The sequence below is a fragment of the Klebsiella sp. GG_Kp175 genome (genome assembly GCF_040062325.1).
Classification (GTDB): domain Bacteria; phylum Pseudomonadota; class Gammaproteobacteria; order Enterobacterales; family Enterobacteriaceae; genus Klebsiella; species Klebsiella quasipneumoniae.
Map to the genome: position 1 here is coordinate 68,475 of NZ_JBEAFX010000033.1, position 24,189 is coordinate 92,663.

Below are 24,189 nucleotides of genomic sequence, written 5' to 3' on the forward strand. Positions count from 1 at the left end.
TTCGCCGTTAATCGCCGTCAGAATACGATACCTGAACCTGCTAATAATTTGAATTTTATTAATATTCTTTCTGATACCCGCTCTAATTTCATTTCTGTGAAGCCGGTCGGCAGATAAGCACGTTTTCCTTAACCCACGCCGGTGAATTGGCTAATGCTTAATCAGATTATTCCCAAAAGGAGGACGTGATGGCAAAGATCGGCGACGGCGTACCACGTTTAATCGACAAAGCGGTTGATTTTATGGCTTCCAGTCAGGCGTTTATGGAGTATTTGAAAAAGTCTCCGCGGCTGCAGCATGTACCGCGAGATATCCCGCAGGATAAGGAAGCGTTGTTTCTGCAGCGTCTGGAATATTATCGTCAGCTTTACCGGCCGACCTGCGACCAGACGGAGCCGGAATCAGAGCGTTGATTTCTGGAAGGCTTTTTTTAAGCTGATTCGTGAAATCAGCTCAGTCAGGGACAACACCATCGTTGAACGCACCATCTGCTGGTAACGCAGTTTCTGCATTGCCAGCAGTTCGGCGTCGCTGTCATCAAACTGCGGCGTTGGCGGCAGGGCGGCGACGCAGTGCAGTTCGCCGAACGGACCGATAATTTCGTCGTCGGTAAAGCTGTACTCATTGCCGTCGTGATTAAGCTCCTCGCGCAGGGCCATCAGCAGCTCGGCGTCTTCATATTCGGCACGACTTATCACCCCAAGGCCATAAATCAGCTTCAGGCGTACAGAGAGATCGCCGAGCGGCCCGCTGCCCTCCAGCAAGGGCTCGACGGCGTATTTCACCGCGTAGTCGTCTTTACGGAACACCTGAAGCACCAGAATATTGACCGCTTCCGTTAACAGCTCGACGGTGGCGATCAGGAAGCTTCGTACGGTTTTGCCAGCATTCAGACGCTCAAGCACACGGTTTTCAAATGCTTGTGTTTCTTCCATCATTGCCTGCATATCTGACAGGAGTCGTAATGGGCGCGACGTCGGTCGCGCCAGGTTGTGCATCATTTTACCGCGTTGTAGTCGTTAACGGCCTCCGCGACGACATCGCTTGCTGCGTCAAGGCCGGAAATCTGGGCCAGCGCGGCCTGCGGCCCCTTGTCGGCGATCAGCGCCGCCAGCTCCTGAGCCTGCGGATCGTCTTCGCTACGGAAATGCATCGCCGCCGCGATCCCTTTCACCAGGTTGCGGTGCGGCAGGCCGTATTCCAGTGTACCCAGCAGCGGCTTAATTAAACGGTCGCCGGCGCTCAGTTTGCGCAGCGGCTGACGGCCAACGCGCTCAACATCGTCTTTCAGGTACGGGTTCTCGAAACGGCCAAGAATTTTCTGGATATAAGCCGCGTGCTTCTGCGGGTCAAAGGCGTAGCGTTTGATCAGCACCGCGCCGCTCTCCTCCATCGCGCCCTGCACGACGGCCCGAATTTTCTCGTCGAGGATCGCATCGCGAATCGTCTGGTGGCCCGCCAGTTTTCCGAGGTAGGCGGTTATAGCATGCCCGGTGTTCAAGGTGAAGAGCTTGCGCTCGACAAATGCCATCAGGTTATCAGTTAATTCCATTCCCGGGATGGTCGGCAGTTCGCCCTTGAACTGGGTTTTATCGACGATCCATTCGCTGAAGGTTTCCACGGTGACTTCCAGCGGGTCATGGGTAGCGGACGCCGATGGCGGCACGATACGGTCAACGGCGGAGTCGACGAAGCCGATATGGGTTTCCACCCAGGCCTTATCTTCCTCCGCCAGGGCGTTAAATACGTGGCCTTTTAACTGCGTGGTGCCGCGCACCATATTTTCGCAGGCGATAATGTTCAGCGGGCGTTCGGTGCCTTGCGCTTTGCGCTTCGCCAGCCCTTTGGCGATGGCCGGGGCGATGCGCTCAAGGACCACGGGACCGACGGCAGTGGTCACCAGGTCGACGCTGGCGATCAGATCCACGACCTCGTCGCCAATGCTGCTGACGGCATTCACGCCGGAGACGGTATCCACCTGCTCATTTTCGCCAACGACGTGAACCTGGTAGCTATGACGGGCATTCAGGGCATCAAGTACGGTCTGATTAACATCGGCAAACGTCAGTTCGATGCCCGCGTCGGCCAGCAGTTTACCGATAAAGCCACGTCCGATATTACCTGCGCCAAAATGTAATGCTTTCATAGTAGTAACCTTCAATTAATGTTTTTACCTGAGAGGGCTGGGGTGAGGCTTTTCCCCTCACCCAAACCCTCTCCAAAAAGGAGAGGGAATGGACCGGTCTGTTTATTTATTCAGCAGCGCCAGTACGTCGTCGACGCTGGTGGTGTTCGCCAGTCGCTCAATCACCGTTTCGTCATCCAGCGCGTTGGTCAGGCTGGTAATCACCTGAATGTGCTCGTTGTTGCGGGCGGCGATGCCGATCACCAGGCGGGCAACATCGTCTTCATCTTCCCCAAAGCGCACCCCTTCCGGGTACTGGCAGAAGACGACGCCGGTTTTCAGCACGCGGTCTTTCGCTTCGATGGTGCCGTGCGGCACCGCGATGGACTCGCCAAGATAGGTCGAGGTCAGTTTTTCGCGGTCCAGCATCGCCTGCACATATTCCGGCTCGACGTAGCCGCCTTTCACCAGTTGCTCGCCGGCGAAGCGGATGGCTTCTTCTTTTGTGGCCGCTTTGCGACCGAGGAAGATGTTATCCGCACCCAGCTTGAACAGGTTTTTGTCAGTATCATCAAAGCTGTCTTTCAGGCTATCGGTGACTTTGACTTCGTTGTCGATGTGGCGCTGGGCCGCCACCAGACGCTCGGTCAGGCTGGTGTAGAGACCGCTGTCGAGGAAGTTGGTCAGCGAAATATGCTGTGCCTGCGGTACCTGGCGCATGGCGCGCTCGGTCAGGTCGCGGTGGGTGATCACCAGGTCAACATCCGGCGGCAGATTATTGATCGCGCTGTTGGTGACCGAGATGTTGCTCAGGCCGGCATCCTGCACTTTCTTGCGTAGTACCCCGGCGCCCATGGCGCTGGAACCCATCCCGGCGTCGCAAGCGACGATGATTTTCCGCACATGGCTGAGGTCGTTGGTGACATTGCCTGCCGCCAGCGGGTTGGCGCCTTTGGATTGCGCCTTCATGTCATGCATACGACGGGTTGCCGCTTCGATATCGTCTTCTTCTTTGACTTTGCTAGTCTTCAGCAGAACCGCAGAGACCACGAAGGAGACCGCCATCGCGGCGATAATGGCTGCGATGTTCGCGAAGTAGGCTCCTTTCGGCGTCATCGCCAGCACCGCCAGGATAGAGCCCGGGGAAGCCGGAGAGACCAGACCGCCGTTGAGGATGGTCAGGGTGAAGACACCGGTCATCCCGCCGAGGATAACGGCCAGGATCAGACGCGGGTTCATCAGCACGTACGGGAAGTAGATTTCATGGATACCACCCAGGAAGTGGATGATAGCCGCCCCGCCTGCAGACTGTTTAGCGCTGCCGCGGCCAAAGAACATGTACGCCAGCAGAACGCCCATCCCCGGACCCGGGTTCGCTTCAATCAGGAAGAAGATGGATTTACCCAGCTCGTGGGACTGCTGAATACCCAGCGGCGAGAAGATACCGTGGTTGATGGCGTTGTTAAGGAACAGGATTTTCGCCGGTTCCACGAAGATAGACGCCAGCGGCAGCATGTCGTGCGCCACCATGAAGTTAACGCCAGCCGCCAGAATTTTCGACAGAACTTCTACCGCCGGGCCGATGCCGAGGAAGGCAAGAATAGCGAGGATCATCCCGATGATGCCGGCGGAGAAGTTATTCACCAGCATTTCAAAACCGGATTTGATCTTACCGTCGACCCAGTTATCGAACTTCTTAATGCAGTAGCCGCCCAGCGGGCCGGCAATCATGGAGCCGAGGAACATCGGCATATCCGCGCCGACGATAACGCCCATGGTGGTGATCGCCCCGACCACGCCGCCACGTTCGCCGCCGACTAATTTACCGCCGGTGTAACCGATCAGCAGCGGCAGCAGGTAGGTGATCATCGGACCGACCAGCTTCGCCAGCGTTTCGTTTGGCAACCACCCTGTCGGAATGAAAAGCGCGGTGATGATACCCCACGCGATAAACGCGCCGATATTCGGCATCACCATATTGCTGAGAAAACGACCAAAGCTTTGCACTTTGATCTTGATATCGGATGACATAAAACACCCCTTCTTCTGTTTTGCGTATCGCGCAGGCTAAAAGCCCGAGGTTTGTTGTTAATGTGGCGGCAGAGGTAGCCGGGCCCTGATTGATAGTGCGAAATCTGGCACTGAATCGTTTAGCTGTCCAGCCAACGCCTTTTTATGTGACATAGATCACATGAATATAGGGGGCGCGATGGGTTTTGTAGTGATTGCGATCACATAATTGCTGTGTAAAAAAACAACAGACCGTCGTTTTTGCCGCTAATCTGCGATTTTGTGTGATATTTGTCACAATTTTGTTTCGTGTTTTTGTTGTTTGTTTGTGATTTTGATCACAAAGAATTTCACAGTGGATTTTCGCCGCTGTGATCTCGGCCCGGTTTTGCGGCCAGGGCGAGGTGGCTGTGTAACTAAGCAACCATGTTGGTTAAATAACTTTTTTCCACCGGATGGCAAAAATGAAAGGGGTGAATTATGCTCAAATCAGCGGCCCGGATGTCAGTGGGGCGTGAATAAAATTTATATAAATTATTAGCGTAAAGCCGAGGGAATTATGTTTCTCAATTATTTTGCGCTGGGTGTTCTGATCTTCGTTTTTCTGGTCATTTTTTATGGGATTATCGTTATTCACGATATTCCTTATTTGATTGCCAAAAAACGCAACCACCCCCATTCCGATGCTATTCATGTCGCCGGATGGGTCAGTCTTTTTACTCTCCACGTCATCTGGCCGTTTTTATGGATATGGGCCACGCTGTACCAACCTGAGCGCGGCTGGGGCATGCAGCATAAGGCGAATACGGACCCCGACGAACCTGAAAAAGAAAGCGATATACAACAGCTTCGCCAACGACTGAGCGTCCTTGAACATCAGGTGGCGGCCATCCAGCGGCCACAGTCCACCTCTGCGGCGGAGAAATAAACTATGGATCTGTTGATAATTTTGACCTACGTGGCTATCGCCTGGTCGATATTTAAAATCTTCAAAATACCGGTAAATAAATGGACAGTTCCCACCGCGGCGCTGGGGGGCGTATTTATTGTTAGCGCGCTTATTTTATTAATGAATTATAACCACCCTTACACCTTTCTGGCGCAAAAGGCGGTGATATCTATTCCTATCACGCCGCAGGTTACCGGAGTAGTTGACAGCGTCACCGACAAAGCGAATCAGCGCGTCAAAAAGGGCGAGGTGCTTTTTACTATTGACCCGGCGCGCTATCAGGCGCGGGTCGACCGTCTGCAGGCCGACCTGGTGACAGCGCTGCACAGTATTAACACCCTCAAGGCGCAGCTCTCTGAAGCCCAGGCCAACACCACTCGCGTATCGGCGGAACGCGATCGCTTATATAAAGACTATCAACGTTACCTGAAAGGGAGCCAGGCCCGGGTGAATCCGTTCTCAGAAAGCGACATCGATAACGCCCGGCAGAATTACCTTGCTCAGGACGCGCTGGTCAAGGCGTCGGTAGCGGAACAGGCGCAGATCCAGAGCCAGCTGGACAGCATGATCAACGGCGAGCAGTCGCAGGTGGTTAGCCTGCGCGCCCAGCTGGCGGAGGCGAAGTACAATCTCGACCAGACTACCGTGCGGGCGCCCAGCGATGGGTATATCACTCAAGTGTTGATCCGTCCGGGGACCTACGCTGCCTCGCTGCCGCTGCGGCCGGTGATGGTGTTTATCCCTGAGCAAAAAAGGCTGATCGTCGCCCAGTTCAGGCAAAATTCGCTGTTAAGGCTGGAGAAGGGCGACGACGCGGAAGCGGTGTTTAATGCCCTGCCCGGACAGGTATTCCACGGCAAACTGGTGAGCATTTTACCGGTGGTGCCGGGGGGAACCTATCAGGCGCAGGGGGCGTTGCAGTCGCTGACCGTGACGCCGGGCAGCGATGGCGTGCTGGCGACCATTGAGCTCGATCCGAATGCCGAAATCGATGCACTACCCGATGGCATCTATGCGCAGGTGGCGGTCTACTCCGACCATTTCGCCCACGTTTCGGTGATGCGTAAAGTGCTGCTGCGCATGACCAGTTGGATGCACTACCTCTATCTCGACCATTAATGCGATCGGCGGCAGGTTGAGCGGGATGCTCACCTGCCTTTTACCTCGCCCTGAGCCATACTCATATCTTTGTTGGCGATAAGGAGCAGGCTATGAAACTGATCGGCAGCTACACCAGTCCCTTTGTGCGCAAAATATCGGTGATCTTGCTGGAAAAGCGCATCCCTTTTGAATTTGTCAACGAATCCCCCTACAGCGAAAGCAACGGCGTGTCGCGCTATAACCCGCTGGGCAAAGTGCCGGCGCTGGTGACAGATGACGGCGAATGCTGGTTTGATTCTCCGGTTATCGCGCAGTATCTCGAGCTGCTGGGCGTGGCGCCGCCGATGATCCCCGCCGATCCCAGAGCCGCTCTCAGGATGCGCCAGCTTGAGGCGCTGGCAGATGGGGTGATGGAGGCCGCCCAGGCGCTGGTGCGCGAAAAAGCTCGCCCTGCGGCCCAACAGTCAGAGCAAGAGCTGCTCCGCCAGCGGGAGAAAGTGGCGCGCGGCCTCGACAGGCTGGAAGCCTGCGCGGCGGACGGAACGCTACGCGGCGACGAGGTCAATCTGGCGACCATCTCTACGGCCTGCGCCATTGCCTACCTGAACTTTCGCCGGGTGGCGCCGGGCTGGTGCGCCACCCGGCCGCAGTTGGTGAAGTTGGTGGATGCGCTGTTCCAGCGCGCCAGCTTTGCGCGCACCGAACCGCCGCGGACTTGACCCAGGCAGGTAACAGTTTGCGCAAGGAGGCGTTACAATCGCCGCTGATTGTTGACTCCCTCTCCCGTCGGGAGGGGGGAAAATAACTTACCGCCAGGCCCATTCATGACTACCGAAATTCGTGCGCTTTATACCCGGCTTCCGGCCATTGACCGCTTACTCCGCGACCCCGCTTTTTCCTCCCTGCTGGCGCAGCACGGCCATTCGCAGGTGGTGACGCAGCTGCGCCAGATGCTGGACGAGGCGCGGGAACAGATCCGCCAGTGTCAGACACTGCCTGACTGGAGCCATGACTGGCTGAGTGCCTGCGCGCAGCGGCTGACCGCCAGCCGGCAGAGCGCCCTGCGTCCGGTGTTTAATCTCACCGGTACGGTGCTGCACACCAATCTCGGGCGCGCCATCCAGGCTGAGGCGGCGGTGGAGGCGGTCGTCAGCGCGATGCGCGCGCCGGTGACGCTCGAATATGATCTCGACGACGCCGGGCGCGGCCATCGCGATCGCGCTATTGCCGATCTGCTGTGCCAGATCACCGGCGCGGAAGATGCCTGTATCGTGAACAACAACGCGGCGGCCGTGCTGCTGATGCTGGCGGCCACCGCCAGCGGCAGGGAGGTGGTGGTCTCCCGCGGCGAGCTGGTGGAGATCGGCGGGGCGTTCCGCATTCCCGACGTGATGCGTCAGGCAGGTTGTCAGCTGCACGAAGTGGGCACCACCAACCGCACCCACGCCAAAGACTATCGCCAGGCGGTGAATGACAATACCGCCCTGCTGATGAAGGTCCACACCAGCAACTACAGCATTGAAGGCTTTACCAAAGCCGTCGACGAAGCGGAGCTGGCGGTCATCGGCCGCGAGCTGGACGTCCCGGTAGTGGCCGACCTGGGCAGCGGGTCGCTGGTGGATCTCAGTCAGTATGGCCTGCCGAAGGAGCCGATGCCGCAAGAGATGATCGCCGCCGGGGTGAGCCTGGTCAGTTTCTCTGGCGACAAGCTGCTCGGCGGCCCGCAGGCCGGAATTATCGTCGGCAAACGCGCGCTGATTGCCCGCCTGCAGAGCCATCCGCTGAAGCGGGCCCTGCGCGCGGATAAAATGACTCTCGCGGCGCTGGAAGCCACGCTGCGCCTCTATCAGCATCCGGAAGCGCTGCGGGAAACCTTACCGACGCTGCGCCTGCTCACCCGCCCGGCGGACGAGATCCGCCGGCAGGCTGAACGCCTGCAGCCTGCCCTGGCGGCACACTATGCTGATTTTGCCGTCAACGTGGCAGCCTGCCAGTCGCAGATTGGCAGCGGCTCGTTACCCGTCGACCGTCTGCCTGGCGCGGCGTTGACCTTTACCCCCCATGACGGCCGCGGCAGCCGGCTGGAGGCTTTGGCGGCCCGCTGGCGCAGGCTGCCATGCCCGGTGATTGGCCGCATTTATGACGGCCGGCTCTGGCTGGATCTGCGCTGTCTGGAAGATGAAACCCGGTTTATGGAGATGTTGTTACGATGATTATTGCCACCGCTGGACATGTTGACCACGGCAAAACGACGCTGCTGCAGGCGATAACCGGCGTGAATGCCGATCGTCTGCCGGAAGAGAAAGCGCGGGGAATGACGATCGATCTCGGCTATGCCTACTGGCCGCAGCCGGACGGGCGGGTGCTGGGGTTTATTGACGTGCCCGGGCACGAAAAGTTTTTGTCCAACATGCTGGCGGGGGTGGGTGGGATCGACCATGCGCTGCTGGTGGTGGCCTGCGATGACGGGGTGATGGCGCAAACCCGCGAACACCTGGCGATCCTGCAGCTGACCGGAAAGCCGACGCTGACCGTGGCGCTCACCAAGACGGACCGCGTGACGGCCGCCCGGGTGGCGGAGGTTCAGGCGGAGGTCGAGCAGGCCCTGCGCGAACTTGGCTTTGACGCCACCGCTTTCTTCCCCACCGCGGCGGTGGAAAACCTCGGTATTGCCGAACTGCGCAGCCATCTGCTGCAGCTTACGGAGCGCCTCCATCCACAGCAGCGGCGTTTTCGCCTGGCGCTGGATCGCGCTTTCACCGTCAAAGGGGCGGGGCTGGTGGTCACCGGGACGGCGCTCTCCGGCGAAGTACGGGTCGGGGATACCCTGTGGCTCACCGGCGTCAACAAGCCGATGCGCGTCCGCGGTCTGCATGCCCAGAATCAAGCGGTTGAGCAGGCGCACGCCGGGCAGCGCATTGCGCTGAATATTGTCGGCGATGCGCAGAAAGAGGCATTGCACCGCGGCGACTGGCTGTTGTCCTCACCGCCGCCGGAGCCTGCAGAGCGGGTGATTGTCGAACTGCAGTGCCATACGCCGCTCAGCCAGTGGCAGCCGCTGCATATTCACCACGCTGCCAGCCACATCACCGGCCGGGTGTCGCTCCTTGAGGGCGACCTGGCGGAGCTGGTGCTGGATACCCCGCTGTGGCTGGCGGATAACGACCGGCTGGTACTACGCGATATCTCCGCTCGCTTGACGTTGGCCGGCGCACGAGTGGTGACGCTGGATCCCCCGCGCCGCGGCAAGCGTAAACCGGAGTATTTGCAGTGGTTGCACGCCCTGGCGGCGGTTGGCGCTGACGATGCGCAGGCCCTGGAGCTGCATCTGCAGCGGGACGCCGTCCGGCTTGAGCGCTTCGCCTGGGCACGGCAGCTGAGTGAAACCGGAATGGCGGCCTTGATCCAGCGGCCTGACTATCTGCAGGCCGGACAGCGCTTGCTTAGCGCGCCGCTTGCCGCCCGCTGGCAGCGAAAATTGTTGGATGCCCTGGCGCGCTACCATGAGCAGCATCGCGACGAGCCGGGCCCTGGCCGGGAGCGCCTGCGCCGCATCGCGCTGCCGATGGAAGATGAAGCGCTGGTACTGCTGCTGATTGAGCAGATGCGCGAGAGCGGCTTCGTCCGCAGCCATCACGGCTGGCTGCATTTGCCCGAGCATAAAGCCGGGTTTACCGACGAGCAGCAGGCGGTCTGGCAGAAGGTGGAGACCCTGTTCGGCGATGATCCCTGGTGGGTGCGCGATCTCGCGCGCGAAGTCCATGTTGAAGAGTCCCTGATGCGCGCGGTGCTGCGCCAGGCGGCGCAGCAGGGGATAATTACCGCGATCGTCAAGGATCGTTACTACCGCAACGATCGCATTGTGCAGTTCGCCCAGCGGGTGCGCGAGCTGGATCAACTGCGCGGGTCAACCTGCGCGGCGGATTTTCGCGATACCTTAAACGTAGGGCGGAAGCTGGCGATCCAGATCCTGGAGTATTTCGATCGGATTGGCTTCACCCGCCGTCGCGGCAACGATCATATCCTGCGCGATAAGGCGTTGTTTCTGTAATCATTAACGCCTGCTCCCCGGCGGACAGCGAACGCTGTGTTGCCGGGGAAGAGGAGGTCGCACTGTGCCGGGCCTTATTCGGCTTCCCGTACCCAGATACGCATTTCGCCTTCTCCGCGGTTTGCCCAGCTAAACCAGGGAATAAAGGTCAGCGTCTGTGAATGGGGGGTGGCCAGCGGGTGATCGTAGCTCCAGAGATTCTGCGCGTCGGCGTTTTCTGCATGTTTTCTGTAGCCTGGAGCCTGAATCAACATGTTGCGAGCAAACAGCCCCTTTCCTTCAAACACCGTGAACCTGGCATCGCGTGGCAGCAGCAGGTTATGCAGCGCTTCGCCGTTATCAGCTTGTTCGAGACAATAGACCAGTGGACCGCGCTGCAGCGCGACCTGGCCTGCCTGGTGACGAACAAGCGGATTGCCATATACCCGGCGAACCGGCATCGGCAAGGTAAGCATCAGGGTGTCACCTTCCTGCCAGAGATGATGGATATGCAGATAGCCCTGGCGAATATCCTGCGTGACCGGCGCGCCGTTCAGGGTGATGTGCGGATCCTCGCACCAGTCAGGTAGACGCAGCGCCAGCGTATGGTTCACTGTTGACGGTGATTCGATGACAATTTTGACCTGTTCCCGCCAGGGATAGTCACCGCTGATACGCAGGCGTAACGTCTTTTCCCCAACCGGGATCTCGACCTGATTGCCGACATAGAGATTGATATACAACGCCTCCTCGCGTGGCGTGTAGATATAATGCCCCAGTGAGGTCAGAAGACGAGCGATATTCGGTGGGCAGCAGGCACAGCCGAACCAACGCTGACGAACAGGCTTAACATGGTCATAAATATGATTGAATTTTAAAGACTTAGGCTGCACTTCCAAGGGGTTGACGTAAAAGAAATGTTTACCGTCCAGCGCCATACCGCCCAGAACGGTATTGTACAGCGCGCGCTCCATTACATCAGCATATTGGCTGTCGGCTTCCAGTTCCAGCATGCGGCGCGCGAACATCATCAGCCCGATAGAGGCGCAGCTTTCCGCATAAACGGTATCATTCGGCAGGTCGTAATCGCTGCTGAAGGCTTCCCCGCTGCTCTGTGAGCCAATGCCGCCCGTAATATACAGCTGACGCTGGACCATGTTTTTCCATAACCGCAGGCAATCCTGGCGTTTGCCTTCGTTCTTGCTCAGGCGCGCAAGGTGCGCTACGCCGGCCATTAAATAAACAAAGCGAACCGCGTGACCCACAGCGGTGGTCTGTTCGGCAAGCGGCAAATGCGCCTGGCTGTAGGGTTTATCCATCACCATCCACGCCGGCCCATAGGTATTCCAGAAGGAAGTTTTGCCGCGTTTTTCATACTCGATGTCATAGAAATGCGGCTGTGTCCCACGCTGTTCAACGAAGTAATTAGCCAGCGCCATATAGCGTGGTTCCTGAGTCACATCGTACAAACGCATTAACGCCAGCTCTATTTCAGGGTGTCCCGGGTAGCCGTGCAGCTGATTGTCGTCGGGACCAAACACGCTGTCGATATGATCGGCGAGGCGACATGCCACCTCCAGCAGGCGGCGTTTACTGGTCGCCTGGAAGAATGCCACCCCAGCTTCAATCAGGTGACCGGCACAGTACAATTCATGGCATTCGGCGAGATTGGTCCAGCGTTCCCCGGGCGCTTTCACCGTAAAATAGGTGTTCAGATAACCATCTTCACATTGCGCGGCGGCAATCAGCTCAATCACCTCGTCGGCGGTTTTTTCCAGTTCCGCATCTGGCTTCTGGCACAATGACCAGGCGACGGCCTCCAGCCATTTCGCCACATCGCTATCCTGGAACACCATTCCGTAGAATTCTCCTGCCTGCTGACCTGCGGCGATACGGAAGTTTTCTATCGCATGGCTGGGCTCAGCCTCGGCGATCCGGTCATTGAGGGCCTCCCACTGGTAGGGAATGACGACATCACGCACCAGTTGCTGATACTGACCCAAAAACGGATCGTTAACTTTCAGTTTGTGCAGATCGACTTCCATGATTTCTCCTTAAGACTGAACGTGACGCGCGCGCAGATCGGCTGCAATACGCGACATCATGGGATTGTTGAGCTTGCAGGCGCGGATAGCGAAGGCCAGCAACAGATGGAACAGCGCGGGCAGCAGGGTTTCCATCGCCGTGATCCCCGATAGTGAGGATGGAGTCTGGTTGCTGGCGCCGGGTTGATAAGCGACGTAGATAAATACCAGGCTGATAATGCCCGCACTGGAGGCCCATGCCAGCTTGATAAAGAACAGGTTGAAAGCAAAGTTCATCCCCGACGAACGGACACCCGTCTTCCATTCGCCATAATCATCAGAGAAGGCCATCAACGAAAAATGCAGCGGTAGGGTAAAGCCCAGGATGATGCCATTGCCGAGAATGACCGCCAGCCACAGCGTTTGCCAGGACGGACCGGTGGGCAGGAACCACATTCCGACCGCCAGTAAGGCCAGTACCACATTGGTGTAGTAATAGAGCTTGACGGTATCAACGTGGCGCGACAGCCAATTGACGATCGCGGCGCCCAGAATCGAGGAAAAGGTGACCATGGTGAAAAACAGCGATGTATAGCCAGTAGAGCCGCCGAGTACATAGGTAATGAAGTACATGTAGCCGCCACCGCGAATGTTAAACACGTTGATCAACAGGAATGACATCGCCAGCATGAGTAACAGCTGATCGTTTTTACGCAGACCGGCGATATGTTCGCGCAGGGTGAATTTGCCGAGCATCTCCAGGGAAACACGCTCACGTACCCAGAAAAAGCAGCACAGAAACATCACCGCCGCGATGGCGCACAGTACGCCGACACCATACTGATAACCCTGGGCGGTATTCCCCTGACCGAGCGCTTTTACCAACCACGGCAGGCCCACGGAGACCAGGAATCCTGCCACGCCGCATAGTACAAAGCGCCATGCCTGGCAGGAGATCACCTCGCTATGGCGAGTGGTCATCGTATTAATGAGCGCGCAGTAAGGGACGTTAATCGCGGTATAGCTGACTGAAAGCAGCAGGTAAGTGCCGAAGGCCCAGGCGATTTTTACCCCCATGCCGGCATCCGGCACGGTAAAGGTCAGCACGCCGATCGCTGCAATCGGAACCGCAATCCATAGCTGCCAGGGGCGAAAACGCCCCCATCGGCTTTGGGTCCGATCGGCGAGGACGCCCATGATCGGATCGGAAATAGCATCAAACACGCGCAGCGCAAGGAACAGAGTACCGACCAGCGCCGGGGTGAGCCCAAAGACGTCAGTATAGAAAAAAGTGAGAAAGTTCATGATCAGGCAGGTGATGACCGTTCCACCGGCATCGCCCAGACCATAGCCTATTTTTTCACGGAGAGATAATTTGTCGTCCTGCACGTGCTTCGTGAGGTCGCTTGTCGTAATCGGAGCCGTAGTCATAAATAACTCCCGAAGATAATGTTCAGAATTATTCCGCTGTCTGGTCGGCGGACATTTTTTGTCTTTTGCAAATACATTAATTATTTTGCACCGAATAAACGAGGCAACAAGGGAAGGGAAAAGTATAAAAAGAGAACGATTCCGACTTTGTCATAAAAATGTGATTCCGATCCGGAAAGGCGTTAATTTATGATTAATAATCAGTTGGAAAGAGATGTTTTATCGTTTCGTTAGCGGAAAATTAAATATATATGCTTGAATTATCCATGTCTCTTCCGATTCGCGTACAAAATGGCGGCTTATTTATTTCCCGTGGTGTCGGCAGCCATCCGGCGCGTAAACTGCAATCCTGGGAAATTATTTTTGTCGAAAAGGGAACGTTAACGATTTGCGAAGAGGATGAAATATTTAACGTTAATGCAGGGGAAAGTTTATTGCTGTGGCCAGAACGTTCTCATGTTGGGGTGGGGGAATTTCCCGCCGACCTGAAATTTTATTGGCTGCATTTTGAAGTACTGACGGAGAGTGTCCGGTCTCTGCCGCCAGCGCTGCTTAACGTTCCGCAACATACCCGCGTCAGCGATCCACAATACATTATTTCGCTGTTTCGCCAGTTTCTTCGTGAACAGGAGAATATTCACCGCAGCCTGGCGCTGGAGCTCCTGTTATTGCTGATACTGCAGCAGATTGCTGCGGCGGCAAGCGAAAAACCGGACGACAGTCCCGGCGCTGCGCTGGCCTGGAAAGCGCAGCAGATCATCCATACCCGTTACCACTTGCCTGTTTCAGCCTCGACGCTGGCGAAAGAGCTGCACTGTAATGCGGACTATTTAGGACGCGTGTATCGTCACGTTTTCCGCGTGACGTTGACCGAAGCGATCCATCGTCAGCGGGTCAGAGCGGCGGAAAAGCTGTTGATCAGCGATTCACTGTCGTTGACCGAAGTCGCGAGTCAGTGTGGCTTTAATGACGTCGGTTATTTTCGCAAGATCTTTCGTAAGCACACCAGCCTCACGCCTGCCGCCTGGAAGCGCCGCTACTGTAAGGAGCACATTAATTCAGCGTAATGAAAAATCAGTTGTGCTAGTGACTAAAAACAGCGCTGATTCCATTCAGGATCAAAGCGCGGGCAGGGACTATTCTGGCACCCTGCGGTTTTATCCCCAGGGAGCAGAGGATGAACCGGTTTCTTATCGCTAATGCCCAACAGTGTATTGGCTGTCGTACCTGTGAAGTGGCCTGCGCGGTGGCGCACCAGCAGGCGCAGGATGTGTCCATGCTGTCGACAAGCCATTTCGCGCCGCGGATCCGGGTGGTGAAAAGCGGCGAGATATCAACGGCGACGGCCTGTCGGCAGTGCGAGGATGCGCCCTGCGCCAGCGTCTGCCCGCAGGGGGCGATTCGTCTGGAGGAGGACGTCTGGTGGGTCGATCAGCGCCGCTGCATCGGCTGTAAAAGCTGCATGGTGGCCTGCCCGTACGGCGCGATGACCGTCACGGTGGTGAACCAGCAGGCGCAGGCGCTGAAATGCGATTTATGCCACCACCGCGCCGAGGGGCCGGCCTGCGTAACCGCCTGCCCGACGCAGGCGCTGCGGGTGATGGCTCCCGCGGAGCTGGAGGCGCTATGCGCGCAAAAACGCCAGCGGCTGGCGCTGGCGTGAGCGGGTCCGCCGACGGACGTTACCCGTCAGCAGCGTCAGGAATTACGCTTCCTGTTCGCGCCAGGCGAATTCAACCTCTTCGGCGAGAATTTTCACCCCGGCCTCGATTTTTTGCGGATCCGGCACATAGTTCATGCGCATGCACTGGTGGGTATGCGGCCACGGTTTATCGAGTCCCGGGAAGAAGTAATCCCCCGGCACCATCAGCACGCCGCGCTTTTTCAGCCGCTGATACAGCAGCTCGGTGGAGATCGGCAGATCCTTAAACCACAGCCAGAGGAAGATCGCCCCCTCCGGTTTGTGAATAAGGCAGCGCTCCTCCGGCAGATAGCGGCGAATAATGGCGATGGTCTCCTGCACCCGCTGGTAATAGAAGGGTTTGATCACTGTCTCTGACAGGCGCAGCAGATCCTGACGTTTAATCATTTCACACATCATTGCCGGCCCGATACCGCCGGGCGCGAGGCTGATAATGCCGTTCATGTTGCTGATGGCGGTAATGATTTTCTCGTTGGCGATGATAATCCCGCAGCGGCTGCCCGGCAGGCCCAGCTTGGACAGGCTCATACACAGCACGATGTTCGGATTCCACAGCGGTCGGGCGTTGCTGAAGATTATGCCCGGGAACGGCACGCCGTAGGCGTTATCAATCACCAGCGGGACCCCGTGCTGATTCGCCAGCGCATCCAGTTTGATCAGCTCTTCATCAGTGATGACGTTGCCGGTCGGGTTGGTGGGACGCGAGACGCAGATCATCCCGGTCTCCTCCGTCACCTGCAGATGCTCAAAATCAACGTGGTACTTGAACTGGCCTTCCGGCAGCAGTTCGATATTCGGCCGGGTGGCAACGAACAGATCCTCTTCCAGGCCGGCATCGGCATAGCCGATATATTCCGGCGTCAGCGGGAACAGCACCTTGCGGGTGGTGCCATCTGCCCGACGCCCTGCGAACAGATTAAATAAGTAGAAAAATGCGCTCTGACTGCCGTTTGTTAGCGCAATATTCTGTGGTTCTATCTCCCAGCCCAGTTCGTCGCGCAGCATCTTCGCCAGCAGGCTCAGCAGCTCGCTCTTGCCCTGCGGACCATCATAATTACAAAGCGCATCAAGGGCTTTGCCATTATCCAGCATGTCGGAGAGCAACTGCTGGAAGTAGTCATTCATCTCCGGGATCTGAGCGGGGTTGCCGCCGCCCAGCATAATAGCGCCCGGCGTGCGCAGACCGTCATTAAGGTCTTCCATCAGGCGGGTAATGCCTGAATGACGGGTGAATTTGTCGCCGAAAAGGGAAAATGTCATCGCGAATCGTCTGTCGGTGGTTCTGGAAAGTGGCTAACCATAACGCCAGCGCCAGCGTGGTGCAAATCGAAGGGAAGAGGGGTATTTTTGTTTTTATCCTGTGAATCGATATTTTATCAGCGTATTGTTCTGAATGGCTCCCCGCCGGGCAGGGAGCCACTCCTGTATTACTGCTGTTGTCCGGCCCAGATGACCATCACTTTGTCTTCACCGCTCTCGCGCACGAATCCGTAACCCCGCTGCATCGACAGCGTTGTCTGTTTGCCCATGCCGATCGCCGGATGGCGCGCGCGGAACTGGCCGATCTTCTGCCAGTGGGTAACGCTGCGGGCCGCTTTACCGTTGACATCCTGCCAGTTCATCTCTGAACGGGTGCCCTGCAGCGGGTCCGAGCCGGTGGGGCCGAACGGGCGCGACGACTCGTCACCATAGAAAATCTGCACGGCGCCAGGGGCCAGCAGCAGCAGCTCTGCCGCCGTGGTGCCGCCTTCGCGGAACAGGCGCGTATCGTGTGAGGAGAGGTAGCTCAGCACGTTAAAGCTCTGCAGCTTGTCCGCCATTTGCTGCCAGGTGAGGTCAATGTTGGCCATGCAGGTCGCCGCTTTCGCCGCCTGGTCCTGATAGTCGAAATTGATCATCGCATCAAAACCGTGGCGATAGTAATCGCTCTCCATCACCCCGTGTCCCCAGGCTTCCCCGGTCATCCAGAACGGCGCCGCATCCAGCGCTTTATCCGGATTGGCTTTTTTCCACTCCGCCAGCGCGGCGGTGGCCTGGGTTTTTAACTGCTGCCAGGCATCCATCTCCACATGTTTAGCGGTATCGACGCGGAAGCCGTCGATGCCGTAGTCGCGCACCCACTGGCTCAGCCAGTGGGTCAGGTAGTCGCGCGGCGTATAGCCCGGGATCGCCTTCGCCGCAGTGTCCGGTTTATGGCTATAGAAGTTCGGCAGGCCCGACGCCTCCTTCGATTCGGTTTTCAGGTCCGGCAGGAAGGCCAGCGACATGGTGAGGTCGTCATAGCCCGGGTTGTCGTAATCGCCGATATCGGTGCGGATCCACTTCTTACCCCACCACTTCTCCCAACCGGCCTTGTCGCTGAAGTTGATATAGTCGTTAAAGCTGTGCCAGGTCTGGCCCGCGCCGGGCTTCCAGTCCGTCCAGCGCTCGCCGAGGGTTTTTTTCAGCTCATCCCCTTGCAGATACAGGGAGCCGAACTGGAACTCCTGCATGTCGGCCAGGGTGGCGTAGCCGGTATGGTTCATCACCACGTCGAACAGAATACGTATTCCGCGCTTATGCGCTTCATCCACCAGCCGGCGGAGATCTGCTTCGGTCCCCATGTTGGCGTCCAGTTTCGACCAGTCCTGAGTGTAATAGCCGTGGTAGGCGTAGTGCGGGAAATCGCCTTTCGTCCCACCGCCGACCCAGCCGTGGATCTGCTCGAGCGGGGAGCTGATCCACAGGGCATTGACCCCCATCTGCTGCAGATAATCCAGCTTGCTGGTTAATCCCTGCAGGTCGCCGCCGTGGAAGGTACCTATCTCCTGCATGCCGTCTTTATGTCGGCCATAGCTATTGTCGTTGGCCGGGTTACCGTTCACGAAGCGGTCGGTCAGGACGAAGTAGACGGTGGCGTTGTGCCAGTCGAACGGCGCCGGCGCGGCCGTCTCGGCGCGTTCAAGCAGCAGCAGGCCATTGCTGCCGAAGGCGGGCTGCAGAGTGATTTTGCCGCCGCTGACGGTCGCGACATTGCCGCTGTAAAAATCGCGAACCTTACTGCCCTCGGCGAAGGTTTTGCTAACGTCGATGGTCAGAGGTTTTCCATCCCACTTCGGACACTGGCGGATCTGCGGCGCCGCGGCGCTGGCCTCTTTTTCCTCCAGCGAAATCATCATCGTCGGCGTGCCGGAGCGGGTATCCACCTCCAGGGTATACAGGCCCTGGCGGAAGATGCGCCATTGCGGCGGCGTGCCGCGACAGGGTTCCATGGAGAGCATCTGGTTGAGCTTAATGCCGCCGGAAGGCTGCCAGCACTGTTGGTCAAAATTTAGCTGCAGGGGACGTGTACCCTTCTCAACCACTTTCTGGCTGATGAAGCGGCCCGTCCCTTCTTCGGTGAAAGCAGGGAAGTCGGCAGTGGTCCAGGCGGCAAAGGCCATCCCAGGCACGAATAACGTGGCAAGCGCAGCGAGTTTCATTGCGGGATCCTTGAGCGGTTTTTATCTAGTGTGCCTTGTTGCCGCAAGGGTGAACTCCTCCCGGCGGACGTTTTACCAGGAGGATGAAAAGGGGTGAGTGACACCGCTCAAAAAATAGGCTAAAAATGAGACGAAGCTAGCATTTTCGCGCTGGCGATGCGGCGCAGAAACCGATTTCAGATGACAGCAATTCGGAATTGGACTATTTCTGTTGATGCCCTCAGTGCGTATTTTTGATACTATTAGCGATTCAGCTATCGTTTTTTTGTGAAAAACAAGGTGTTGGAATGCATATATCCGACCAGGAGACCTGATGATATCGAATCCCATACGACGATATGGGGCCGCCATACTTATGTTACTAACCTGCGTCTTTTCAGGTAGTGTGTTGGCAACAACGCACACAGCAACAAAGAGTCATAAAGCCCCAACGGTTAAGAAGATCAGTAGTACTAAGGTAAGCAGTAAACAAGAGTATTCTCGCAATAGTGTAAAGAGCAGTTCACTTCCTGACTTGCGAAAATACCCTTCCGGAACACCAAGGAAAAAAGCGTTTCTCCGGACGGTCATGCCTTATATTACCAAGCAGAATCAGGCGATTACTGCGGATCGTAACTGGCTTGTTTCCAAGCAGTACGATGCTCGCTGGTCGCCGAGCGAAAAGGCGCGCCTGAAAGATATCGCGACGCGTTACAAGGTGAAGTGGTCAGGCAATACGCGTCATGTGCCATGGAACGCGCTGCTTGAGCGTGTCGACATTATTCCGAACAGCATGGTTGCGACCATGGCGGCGGCGGAAAGTGGCTGGGGTACCTCTAAGCTGGCGCGTGAGAACAACAATCTGTTCGGCATGAAGTGCGGCGCTGGTCGCTGCCGCGGCGCGATGAAAGGCTACTCGCAGTTTGAGTCGGTGGAGCAGTCGGTGCAGGCTTACGTCACCAACCTGAACACCCACCCGGCCTATTCCTCTTTCCGCAAATCGCGCCTGCAGCTGCGTAAGGCGGATCAGGAAGTAACGGCCAGCACCATGATTCATAAGCTGAAGGGGTATTCGACCAAAGGGTCGAGCTACAACAACTATCTCTTCGCGATGTATCAGGATAACCAGCGGTTAATTGCCGCGCACATGTAATGTGCTTATCTACGTCATTATTAATGCCCGGCGCGCAAGCCCGGGCATTTTTCTTTGCTCTCTACATCATGACTTCACTGTGCCGGTCACGGTACTCTTTCGGCGTCACGTCGTACTCCTTCTTAAACACCGAATAGAAATATTGCAGCGACGGGTAGCCGCACATCTGCGAAATCTCATTGATCGACAGGCTGGTGGACACCAGCAGGCTGCGCGCCTTTTCCAGTTTCTCGCTGTGGATCACCGTGTGGATGGTCTCCCCCACTTCCTCTTTAAAGCGTTTCTCCAGGTTGGAGCGTGAAATGCCGACGGCGTCGAGCACCTGCTCCACCTTGATGCCTTTGCAGGCGTTGTTGCGAATGTAATGCATCGCCTGAATCACGGAGGGGTCGTTTAACGACCGGTAGTCGGTGGAGCGTCGCTCAACGACGCGCATCGGCGGGATCAGCTGGCGCTGCAGCGGGAGCGCCTCGTTATTCAGCAGCCGGTGGAGTAATTTTGCCGCCTGATAACCCATCTGGCGGGTGCCCTGGGCGACGGAGGAGAGGGCGACGCGAGAGAGATAGCGGGTCAGCTCTTCGTTATCGATGCCAATAACGCACAGTTTCTCTGGCACCGGGATATGCAGCAGCTCGCAGGCCTGCAGGACGTGGCGGGCGCGGGCGTCGGTGACGGCGATGATGCCGGTTTGCGGCGGCAGCGTTTGCAACCAGTCGGCGAGCCGGTTTTGCGCGTGCTGCCAGTTTTCCGGCGCCGTCTCCAGCCCCTGGTAGACCACGCCGCGATACTTCTCCTTCGCCACCAACTGGCAGAAGGCGTACTCGCGCTCTACTGCCCAGCGTTTACCGCTGGAGGTGGGGAGTCCGTAAAACGCGAAGCGGTGTACTCCTTTTTCCTTCAGATGAAGAAAGGCGCTTTCCACCAGCGCGGCGTTGTCCGTGGCGATATAGTGGACCGGCGGGTACTGCTCTGGCTGATGATAAGAGCCGCCGACGCCGACGATGGGGACGTTGACATCGGCCAGTAGCTTTTCGATTTCGGGATCGTCATAGTCGGCGATAACGCCATCGCCTAACCACTCTTTGATGTTTTCGATTCGCGCCCGAAAATCCTCTTCAATAAAGATATCCCACTCCAGCTGGGAGGCCTGCAGATACTCGCCGACACCCTCAACCACCTGACGGTCATAAGCTTTGTTGGCGTTGAATAACAGCGTAATACGGTGACGCTTTTCAAACATAGATGATGTTCCTGCTCTAACCCCGGTCATACCCCTTCATTCATGATGTTGCCGATGGCCTGGCTTTCTCATTCACCCCGGCCACGTACGCGATACGCGGCCGGGATGCGCCGTCTGCAACCCGAATGCTGTTGGGTATACACTACCGGCTAATGCCCGAGATATTTCAAGCGCCTTATGGCGAAGTTTGGCGGTAGCGCAAAGAATTCAGACATTCTTCAGAGAGCGCTTCCTTACGCGCGCCGCTTGGTGGCGGAGTCCATCCACACCGCCAGCAGCAAAATGGCGCCTTTGACGATATATTGCCAGAAGGTGGCGACGTCCATCATGCTCATGCCGTTATCCAGGGCCGACATAATAAACGCCCCCATTACCGCCCCGGCGACGCTGCCGATCCCGCCCGCCAGGCTGGTGCCGCCGATAACGCAGGCGGCGATGGCGTCCAGTTCGGCGATGTTGCCCGCCGAGGGCGACCCCGCGCCGAGGCGCGAGCTGAGGATCAGTCCGGCAATGGCGACCATCAGGCCGTTAATGGCAAACACCGCCAGCTTGGTGCGCTCGACGTTAATCCCGGACAGGCGTGCCGCCTCCAGGTTGCCGCCGATGGCGTAGATGCGGCGGCCAAAGGCGGTACGAGTGGCCATGAACAGCCCTGCCAGCAGCAGGGCGGCGAGGATCAGTACCGGCGTCGGCACACCGCGATAGTCATTGAGCAGCCAGATTGCGCCCAGCACAATCACCGCGGTAATGGCCTGGCGGCCAACGGCGGCGGTGGAAGACGCGGTCGCGAGACCTAACGCCTGCCGGCGCATCCGTCCGCGCCACTGCCAGATAATGAACGCCGCCATGCCGACAACGCCGATGCCAAAGCCAATGCCATCTGGCAGGTAGCTTTGGCCGATCTGCGCCATCGCCGGGCTGGTGGGCGAGACGGTGGTCCCGTTGGTGATGCCGATCAGAATGCCGCGAAACGCCAGCATCCCGGCGAGGGTGACGATAAACGAGGGAACCTTACGATAGGCCACCCACCATCCGTTCCACGCGCCGAGCAGCAGGCCCATCACCAGCGTCACCAGAATGGTGAGCGGCAGCGGCCAGCCGAGCCAGACGTCAAAAATCGCCGCCGCGCCGCCCAACAGACCCATCATCGAGCCGACGGACAGGTCGATTTCTGCCGAAATAATCACAAACACCATGCCGACGGCGAGGATGCCGGTGATGGCCGTCTGGCGCAGCAGGTTGGAGATATTGCGTGCGCTCAGGTAGGCGCCATCGGTAACCCAGGTGAAAAACAGCATAATGACGACGATCGCGGCGATCATCACGAAGACCTGGAGGTTAAGCCCCTTCAGCGCCGGCAGGGCGGTGGGGGCGGTTGGAGTAAGTTTGATTTCAGACGACGTGTTCTTCGACATGGCGTTCGCTCCTCAGCGCGGCTTCCATCACCTGTTCCTGGGTCAGATGTTGATTAACCAAATTGGCTTTTAGCCTGCCTTCATGCATGACCAGCACCCGATCGCTAAGACCAAGCACCTCGGGCAGTTCGGATGAAATGACAATGACCGCGATGCCCTGCTGCACCAGCTGGTTAATCAGTTTATAAATTTCATACTTCGCCCCGATATCGATGCCGCGGGTGGGTTCGTCGAGGATCAGAATGCGCGGATTAAGCAGCAGACAGCGGGCCAGAATCGCCTTTTGCTGGTTGCCACCGCTCAGGCGGCCAATCGCCAGCTCCGGCGAGGAGGTTTTAATTTTCAATCGCTGAATGGACTGCTCAATACAGTGCTGCTCGGCGGCGTCGTCCAGGCTGCTCATCGCGCCGGTGAACTGGCTGAGCGCTGCCAGGGTAATGTTCTTACCTACCGCCATTACCGGCACGATACCGTCTTTTTTGCGGTCTTCCGGCACCATGGCGATGCCGTGGCCAATGGCCTGCTGACAGTTAGTGATGCTAACCGGCTGGCCATCAATGAAAATCTCCCCCTGCCAGCGCCCCGGCCAGACGCCGAACAGGCACTGCACCGCCTCGGTCCGTCCGGCGCCGACCAGCCCGGCGATGCCGAGGATTTCCCCGCGACGCAGGGAAAACGAGACGTCGTTGACCCGTTTAATATGACGGTTTACCGGGTGCCAGGCGGTCAAGTGTTCGACCCGCAGGATCTCCTCGCCGTGGGCGTGCGGTTCGCTGGGATAGAGCGCGGTGAGCTCCCGGCCAACCATCATGGTGATGATGTCGTCTTCGCTCATGCCGCTGGCGTCGCGAGTGCCGATGTGCTGGCCGTCGCGGATCACGCAGATTGTATCGGAGATCGCTTTGACCTCATTGAGCTTGTGCGAAATATAGATGCAGGCGATATCGTGGTTTTGCAGATCGCGAACGATCGCCAGCAGCGTCGCGGTCTCTTGTTCGGTTAAGGAGGCGGTCGGTTCGTCGAGGATCAGCAGGCGAACCTGTTTATTCAGCGCCTTGGCGATCTCCACCAGCTGCTGCTGACCGAGGCCGAGGTCGCCGACGCGGGTGTCGGGCGAAATGGGCAGATTGACCTGCGCCAGCAGCTTCTGGCAGCGCAGCGTCATGGTTTCATAATCCAGCAGACCGTGGCGGGAGATCTCGGCGCCGAGGAAAATGTTCTCCAGCACGGTGAGATGTTTCACCAGCGCCAGCTCCTGATGAATAATGGCGATGCCTTTGCGTTCGGTATCGCGAATATGGTTTGCCTGCAGCGTTTCGCCGGCAAAAATAATCTCCCCCTCATAGCTTCCGTGCGGATAGATACCGCACAGCACTTTCATCAGCGTCGATTTTCCCGAACCATTTTCACCGCATAACGAGACCACCTCGCCAGCGTTCAGGCGCAGGCTGACATTATCCACGGCCTTAACGGCGCCGAAGGTTTTGGTGATGTTCTTCATTTCGAGTAGCCAGGCCATAAAGACTCCGAAAAGTGATATCCGGCGGGATGAAAATGACGCCCCGCAGC

Annotated in this window: 19 protein-coding genes; 9 read left to right on the plus strand and 10 right to left on the minus strand. The window is 57.5% G+C overall.

Features of this window, described 5'->3' with window-relative positions:
* The first annotated feature begins 188 nt into the window (after positions 1-188).
* Positions 189-413: a hypothetical protein gene (locus ABLU73_RS23190; RefSeq protein WP_002922402.1), complete on the plus strand. Its 225-nt coding sequence runs from the start codon at positions 189-191 to the stop codon at positions 411-413.
* On the opposite strand, the gene mtlR is transcribed toward ABLU73_RS23190, so the two are convergent.
* From mtlR to mtlA, 3 genes are all read right to left on the minus strand, one after another.
* Positions 402-998 carry a mannitol operon repressor MtlR gene (gene mtlR / locus ABLU73_RS23195; RefSeq protein ID WP_002922401.1) on the minus strand — a complete coding sequence of 199 codons (597 nt, stop codon included), beginning with the start codon at positions 996-998 and terminating at the stop codon, positions 402-404. The two genes, ABLU73_RS23190 and mtlR, sit on opposite strands and share 12 nt — an antisense overlap.
* Positions 998-2,146 carry a mannitol-1-phosphate 5-dehydrogenase gene (gene mtlD / locus ABLU73_RS23200; RefSeq protein WP_004205038.1) on the minus strand — a complete coding sequence of 383 codons (1,149 nt, stop codon included), beginning with the start codon at positions 2,144-2,146 and terminating at the stop codon, positions 998-1,000. Before mtlD ends, mtlR begins: the two co-directional genes overlap by 1 nt.
* 102 nt (positions 2,147-2,248) lie before the next feature.
* A complete protein-coding gene (gene mtlA, locus ABLU73_RS23205) occupies positions 2,249-4,156 on the minus strand; it encodes a PTS mannitol transporter subunit IICBA (protein WP_017900038.1) in 1,908 nt (635 codons plus the stop codon).
* A gap of 538 nt (positions 4,157-4,694) precedes the next feature.
* On the opposite strand from mtlA, the gene ABLU73_RS23210 reads away from it, so the two are divergent.
* The 5 genes from ABLU73_RS23210 (at position 4,695) to selB (ending at position 10,236) form a co-directional block, all read left to right on the plus strand.
* Entirely contained in the window at positions 4,695-5,063 is a 369-nt protein-coding gene (locus ABLU73_RS23210; RefSeq protein WP_064150997.1) for a DUF3302 domain-containing protein, read from the plus strand.
* 3 nt (positions 5,064-5,066) lie between these two features.
* Positions 5,067-6,203 carry an HlyD family secretion protein gene (locus tag ABLU73_RS23215; protein WP_004205034.1) on the plus strand — a complete coding sequence of 379 codons (1,137 nt, stop codon included), beginning with the start codon at positions 5,067-5,069 and terminating at the stop codon, positions 6,201-6,203.
* Positions 6,204-6,295: 92 nt separating this feature from the next.
* Positions 6,296-6,904, plus strand: a complete 609-nt coding sequence (locus tag ABLU73_RS23220) for a glutathione S-transferase (protein WP_017900037.1) — start codon at positions 6,296-6,298, stop codon at positions 6,902-6,904.
* A 105-nt stretch (positions 6,905-7,009) separates the two neighbouring features.
* The gene (gene selA, locus ABLU73_RS23225; RefSeq protein ID WP_004205032.1) at positions 7,010-8,398 is read left to right on the plus strand and encodes an L-seryl-tRNA(Sec) selenium transferase; all 1,389 of its coding nucleotides are present in this window, start codon (positions 7,010-7,012) and stop codon (positions 8,396-8,398) included.
* On the plus strand, positions 8,395-10,236 hold the full coding sequence (gene selB, locus ABLU73_RS23230) for a selenocysteine-specific translation elongation factor (protein WP_264923675.1): 1,842 nt from the start codon (positions 8,395-8,397) through the stop codon (positions 10,234-10,236). Before selA ends, selB begins: the two co-directional genes overlap by 4 nt.
* A 74-nt stretch (positions 10,237-10,310) precedes the next feature.
* On the opposite strand, the gene ABLU73_RS23235 is transcribed toward selB, so the two are convergent.
* Both ABLU73_RS23235 and ABLU73_RS23240 read right to left on the minus strand, forming a co-directional pair.
* Complete coding sequence (locus ABLU73_RS23235; RefSeq protein ID WP_264923674.1) at positions 10,311-12,260, minus strand: glycoside hydrolase family 127 protein; 1,950 nt, start codon at positions 12,258-12,260, stop codon at positions 10,311-10,313.
* Positions 12,261-12,269: 9 nt separating this feature from the next.
* Complete coding sequence (locus ABLU73_RS23240) at positions 12,270-13,670, minus strand: MFS transporter (protein WP_004205029.1); 1,401 nt, start codon at positions 13,668-13,670, stop codon at positions 12,270-12,272.
* A gap of 251 nt (positions 13,671-13,921) precedes the next feature.
* On the opposite strand from ABLU73_RS23240, the gene ABLU73_RS23245 reads away from it, so the two are divergent.
* Positions 13,922-14,737 carry an AraC family transcriptional regulator gene (locus ABLU73_RS23245; RefSeq protein ID WP_049093600.1) on the plus strand — a complete coding sequence of 272 codons (816 nt, stop codon included), beginning with the start codon at positions 13,922-13,924 and terminating at the stop codon, positions 14,735-14,737.
* A gap of 110 nt (positions 14,738-14,847) precedes the next feature.
* On the plus strand, positions 14,848-15,333 hold the full coding sequence (locus tag ABLU73_RS23250) for a 4Fe-4S dicluster domain-containing protein (protein WP_049093599.1): 486 nt from the start codon (positions 14,848-14,850) through the stop codon (positions 15,331-15,333).
* A 42-nt stretch (positions 15,334-15,375) separates the two neighbouring features.
* On the opposite strand, the gene avtA is transcribed toward ABLU73_RS23250, so the two are convergent.
* A complete protein-coding gene (gene avtA / locus ABLU73_RS23255) occupies positions 15,376-16,632 on the minus strand; it encodes a valine--pyruvate transaminase (protein ID WP_004205026.1) in 1,257 nt (418 codons plus the stop codon).
* Positions 16,633-16,799: 167 nt separating this feature from the next.
* Complete coding sequence (locus ABLU73_RS23260; RefSeq protein WP_004205025.1) at positions 16,800-18,833, minus strand: alpha-amylase; 2,034 nt, start codon at positions 18,831-18,833, stop codon at positions 16,800-16,802.
* A gap of 313 nt (positions 18,834-19,146) precedes the next feature.
* Here ABLU73_RS23260 and ABLU73_RS23265 point away from each other — a divergent pair, with 313 nt between their 5' ends.
* Positions 19,147-19,965, plus strand: a complete 819-nt coding sequence (locus ABLU73_RS23265) for a protein bax (RefSeq protein WP_017900030.1) — start codon at positions 19,147-19,149, stop codon at positions 19,963-19,965.
* Between the two features lie 61 nt (positions 19,966-20,026).
* On the opposite strand, the gene xylR is transcribed toward ABLU73_RS23265, so the two are convergent.
* The 3 genes from xylR to ABLU73_RS23280 all read right to left on the minus strand — a co-directional run bounded on the left by xylR (position 20,027) and on the right by ABLU73_RS23280 (position 24,139).
* Complete coding sequence (gene xylR / locus ABLU73_RS23270; RefSeq protein ID WP_004205023.1) at positions 20,027-21,205, minus strand: D-xylose utilization transcriptional activator XylR; 1,179 nt, start codon at positions 21,203-21,205, stop codon at positions 20,027-20,029.
* A gap of 233 nt (positions 21,206-21,438) precedes the next feature.
* Positions 21,439-22,620 carry a xylose ABC transporter permease XylH gene (gene xylH, locus ABLU73_RS23275; protein WP_017900029.1) on the minus strand — a complete coding sequence of 394 codons (1,182 nt, stop codon included), beginning with the start codon at positions 22,618-22,620 and terminating at the stop codon, positions 21,439-21,441.
* Positions 22,598-24,139, minus strand: a complete 1,542-nt coding sequence (locus ABLU73_RS23280) for a xylose ABC transporter ATP-binding protein (protein ID WP_017900028.1) — start codon at positions 24,137-24,139, stop codon at positions 22,598-22,600. Before ABLU73_RS23280 ends, xylH begins: the two co-directional genes overlap by 23 nt.
* Positions 24,140-24,189: the final 50 nt, after the last annotated feature.

Excerpts from the sequence above, each read along its gene's own strand:
- selA (WP_004205032.1), top strand. The coding sequence starts at position 7,010 with ATGACTACCGAAATTCGTGCGCTTTATACCCGGCTTCCGGCCATTGAC.
- ABLU73_RS23210 (WP_064150997.1), top strand. The coding sequence starts at position 4,695 with ATGTTTCTCAATTATTTTGCGCTGGGTGTTCTGATCTTCGTTTTTCTG.
- ABLU73_RS23215 (WP_004205034.1), top strand. The coding sequence starts at position 5,067 with ATGGATCTGTTGATAATTTTGACCTACGTGGCTATCGCCTGGTCGATA.
- ABLU73_RS23190 (WP_002922402.1), top strand. The coding sequence starts at position 189 with ATGGCAAAGATCGGCGACGGCGTACCACGTTTAATCGACAAAGCGGTT.
- mtlA (WP_017900038.1), bottom strand. The coding sequence starts at position 4,156 with ATGTCATCCGATATCAAGATCAAAGTGCAAAGCTTTGGTCGTTTTCTC.
- selB (WP_264923675.1), top strand. The coding sequence starts at position 8,395 with ATGATTATTGCCACCGCTGGACATGTTGACCACGGCAAAACGACGCTG.
- ABLU73_RS23240 (WP_004205029.1), bottom strand. The coding sequence starts at position 13,670 with ATGACTACGGCTCCGATTACGACAAGCGACCTCACGAAGCACGTGCAG.
- ABLU73_RS23280 (WP_017900028.1), bottom strand. The coding sequence starts at position 24,139 with ATGGCCTGGCTACTCGAAATGAAGAACATCACCAAAACCTTCGGCGCC.
- mtlD (WP_004205038.1), bottom strand. The coding sequence starts at position 2,146 with ATGAAAGCATTACATTTTGGCGCAGGTAATATCGGACGTGGCTTTATC.
- ABLU73_RS23245 (WP_049093600.1), top strand. The coding sequence starts at position 13,922 with ATGCTTGAATTATCCATGTCTCTTCCGATTCGCGTACAAAATGGCGGC.
- ABLU73_RS23265 (WP_017900030.1), top strand. The coding sequence starts at position 19,147 with ATGATATCGAATCCCATACGACGATATGGGGCCGCCATACTTATGTTA.
- ABLU73_RS23260 (WP_004205025.1), bottom strand. The coding sequence starts at position 18,833 with ATGAAACTCGCTGCGCTTGCCACGTTATTCGTGCCTGGGATGGCCTTT.
- xylR (WP_004205023.1), bottom strand. The coding sequence starts at position 21,205 with ATGTTTGAAAAGCGTCACCGTATTACGCTGTTATTCAACGCCAACAAA.
- avtA (WP_004205026.1), bottom strand. The coding sequence starts at position 16,632 with ATGACATTTTCCCTTTTCGGCGACAAATTCACCCGTCATTCAGGCATT.
- xylH (WP_017900029.1), bottom strand. The coding sequence starts at position 22,620 with ATGTCGAAGAACACGTCGTCTGAAATCAAACTTACTCCAACCGCCCCC.
- ABLU73_RS23220 (WP_017900037.1), top strand. The coding sequence starts at position 6,296 with ATGAAACTGATCGGCAGCTACACCAGTCCCTTTGTGCGCAAAATATCG.
- ABLU73_RS23250 (WP_049093599.1), top strand. The coding sequence starts at position 14,848 with ATGAACCGGTTTCTTATCGCTAATGCCCAACAGTGTATTGGCTGTCGT.
- ABLU73_RS23235 (WP_264923674.1), bottom strand. The coding sequence starts at position 12,260 with ATGGAAGTCGATCTGCACAAACTGAAAGTTAACGATCCGTTTTTGGGT.
- mtlR (WP_002922401.1), bottom strand. The coding sequence starts at position 998 with ATGCACAACCTGGCGCGACCGACGTCGCGCCCATTACGACTCCTGTCA.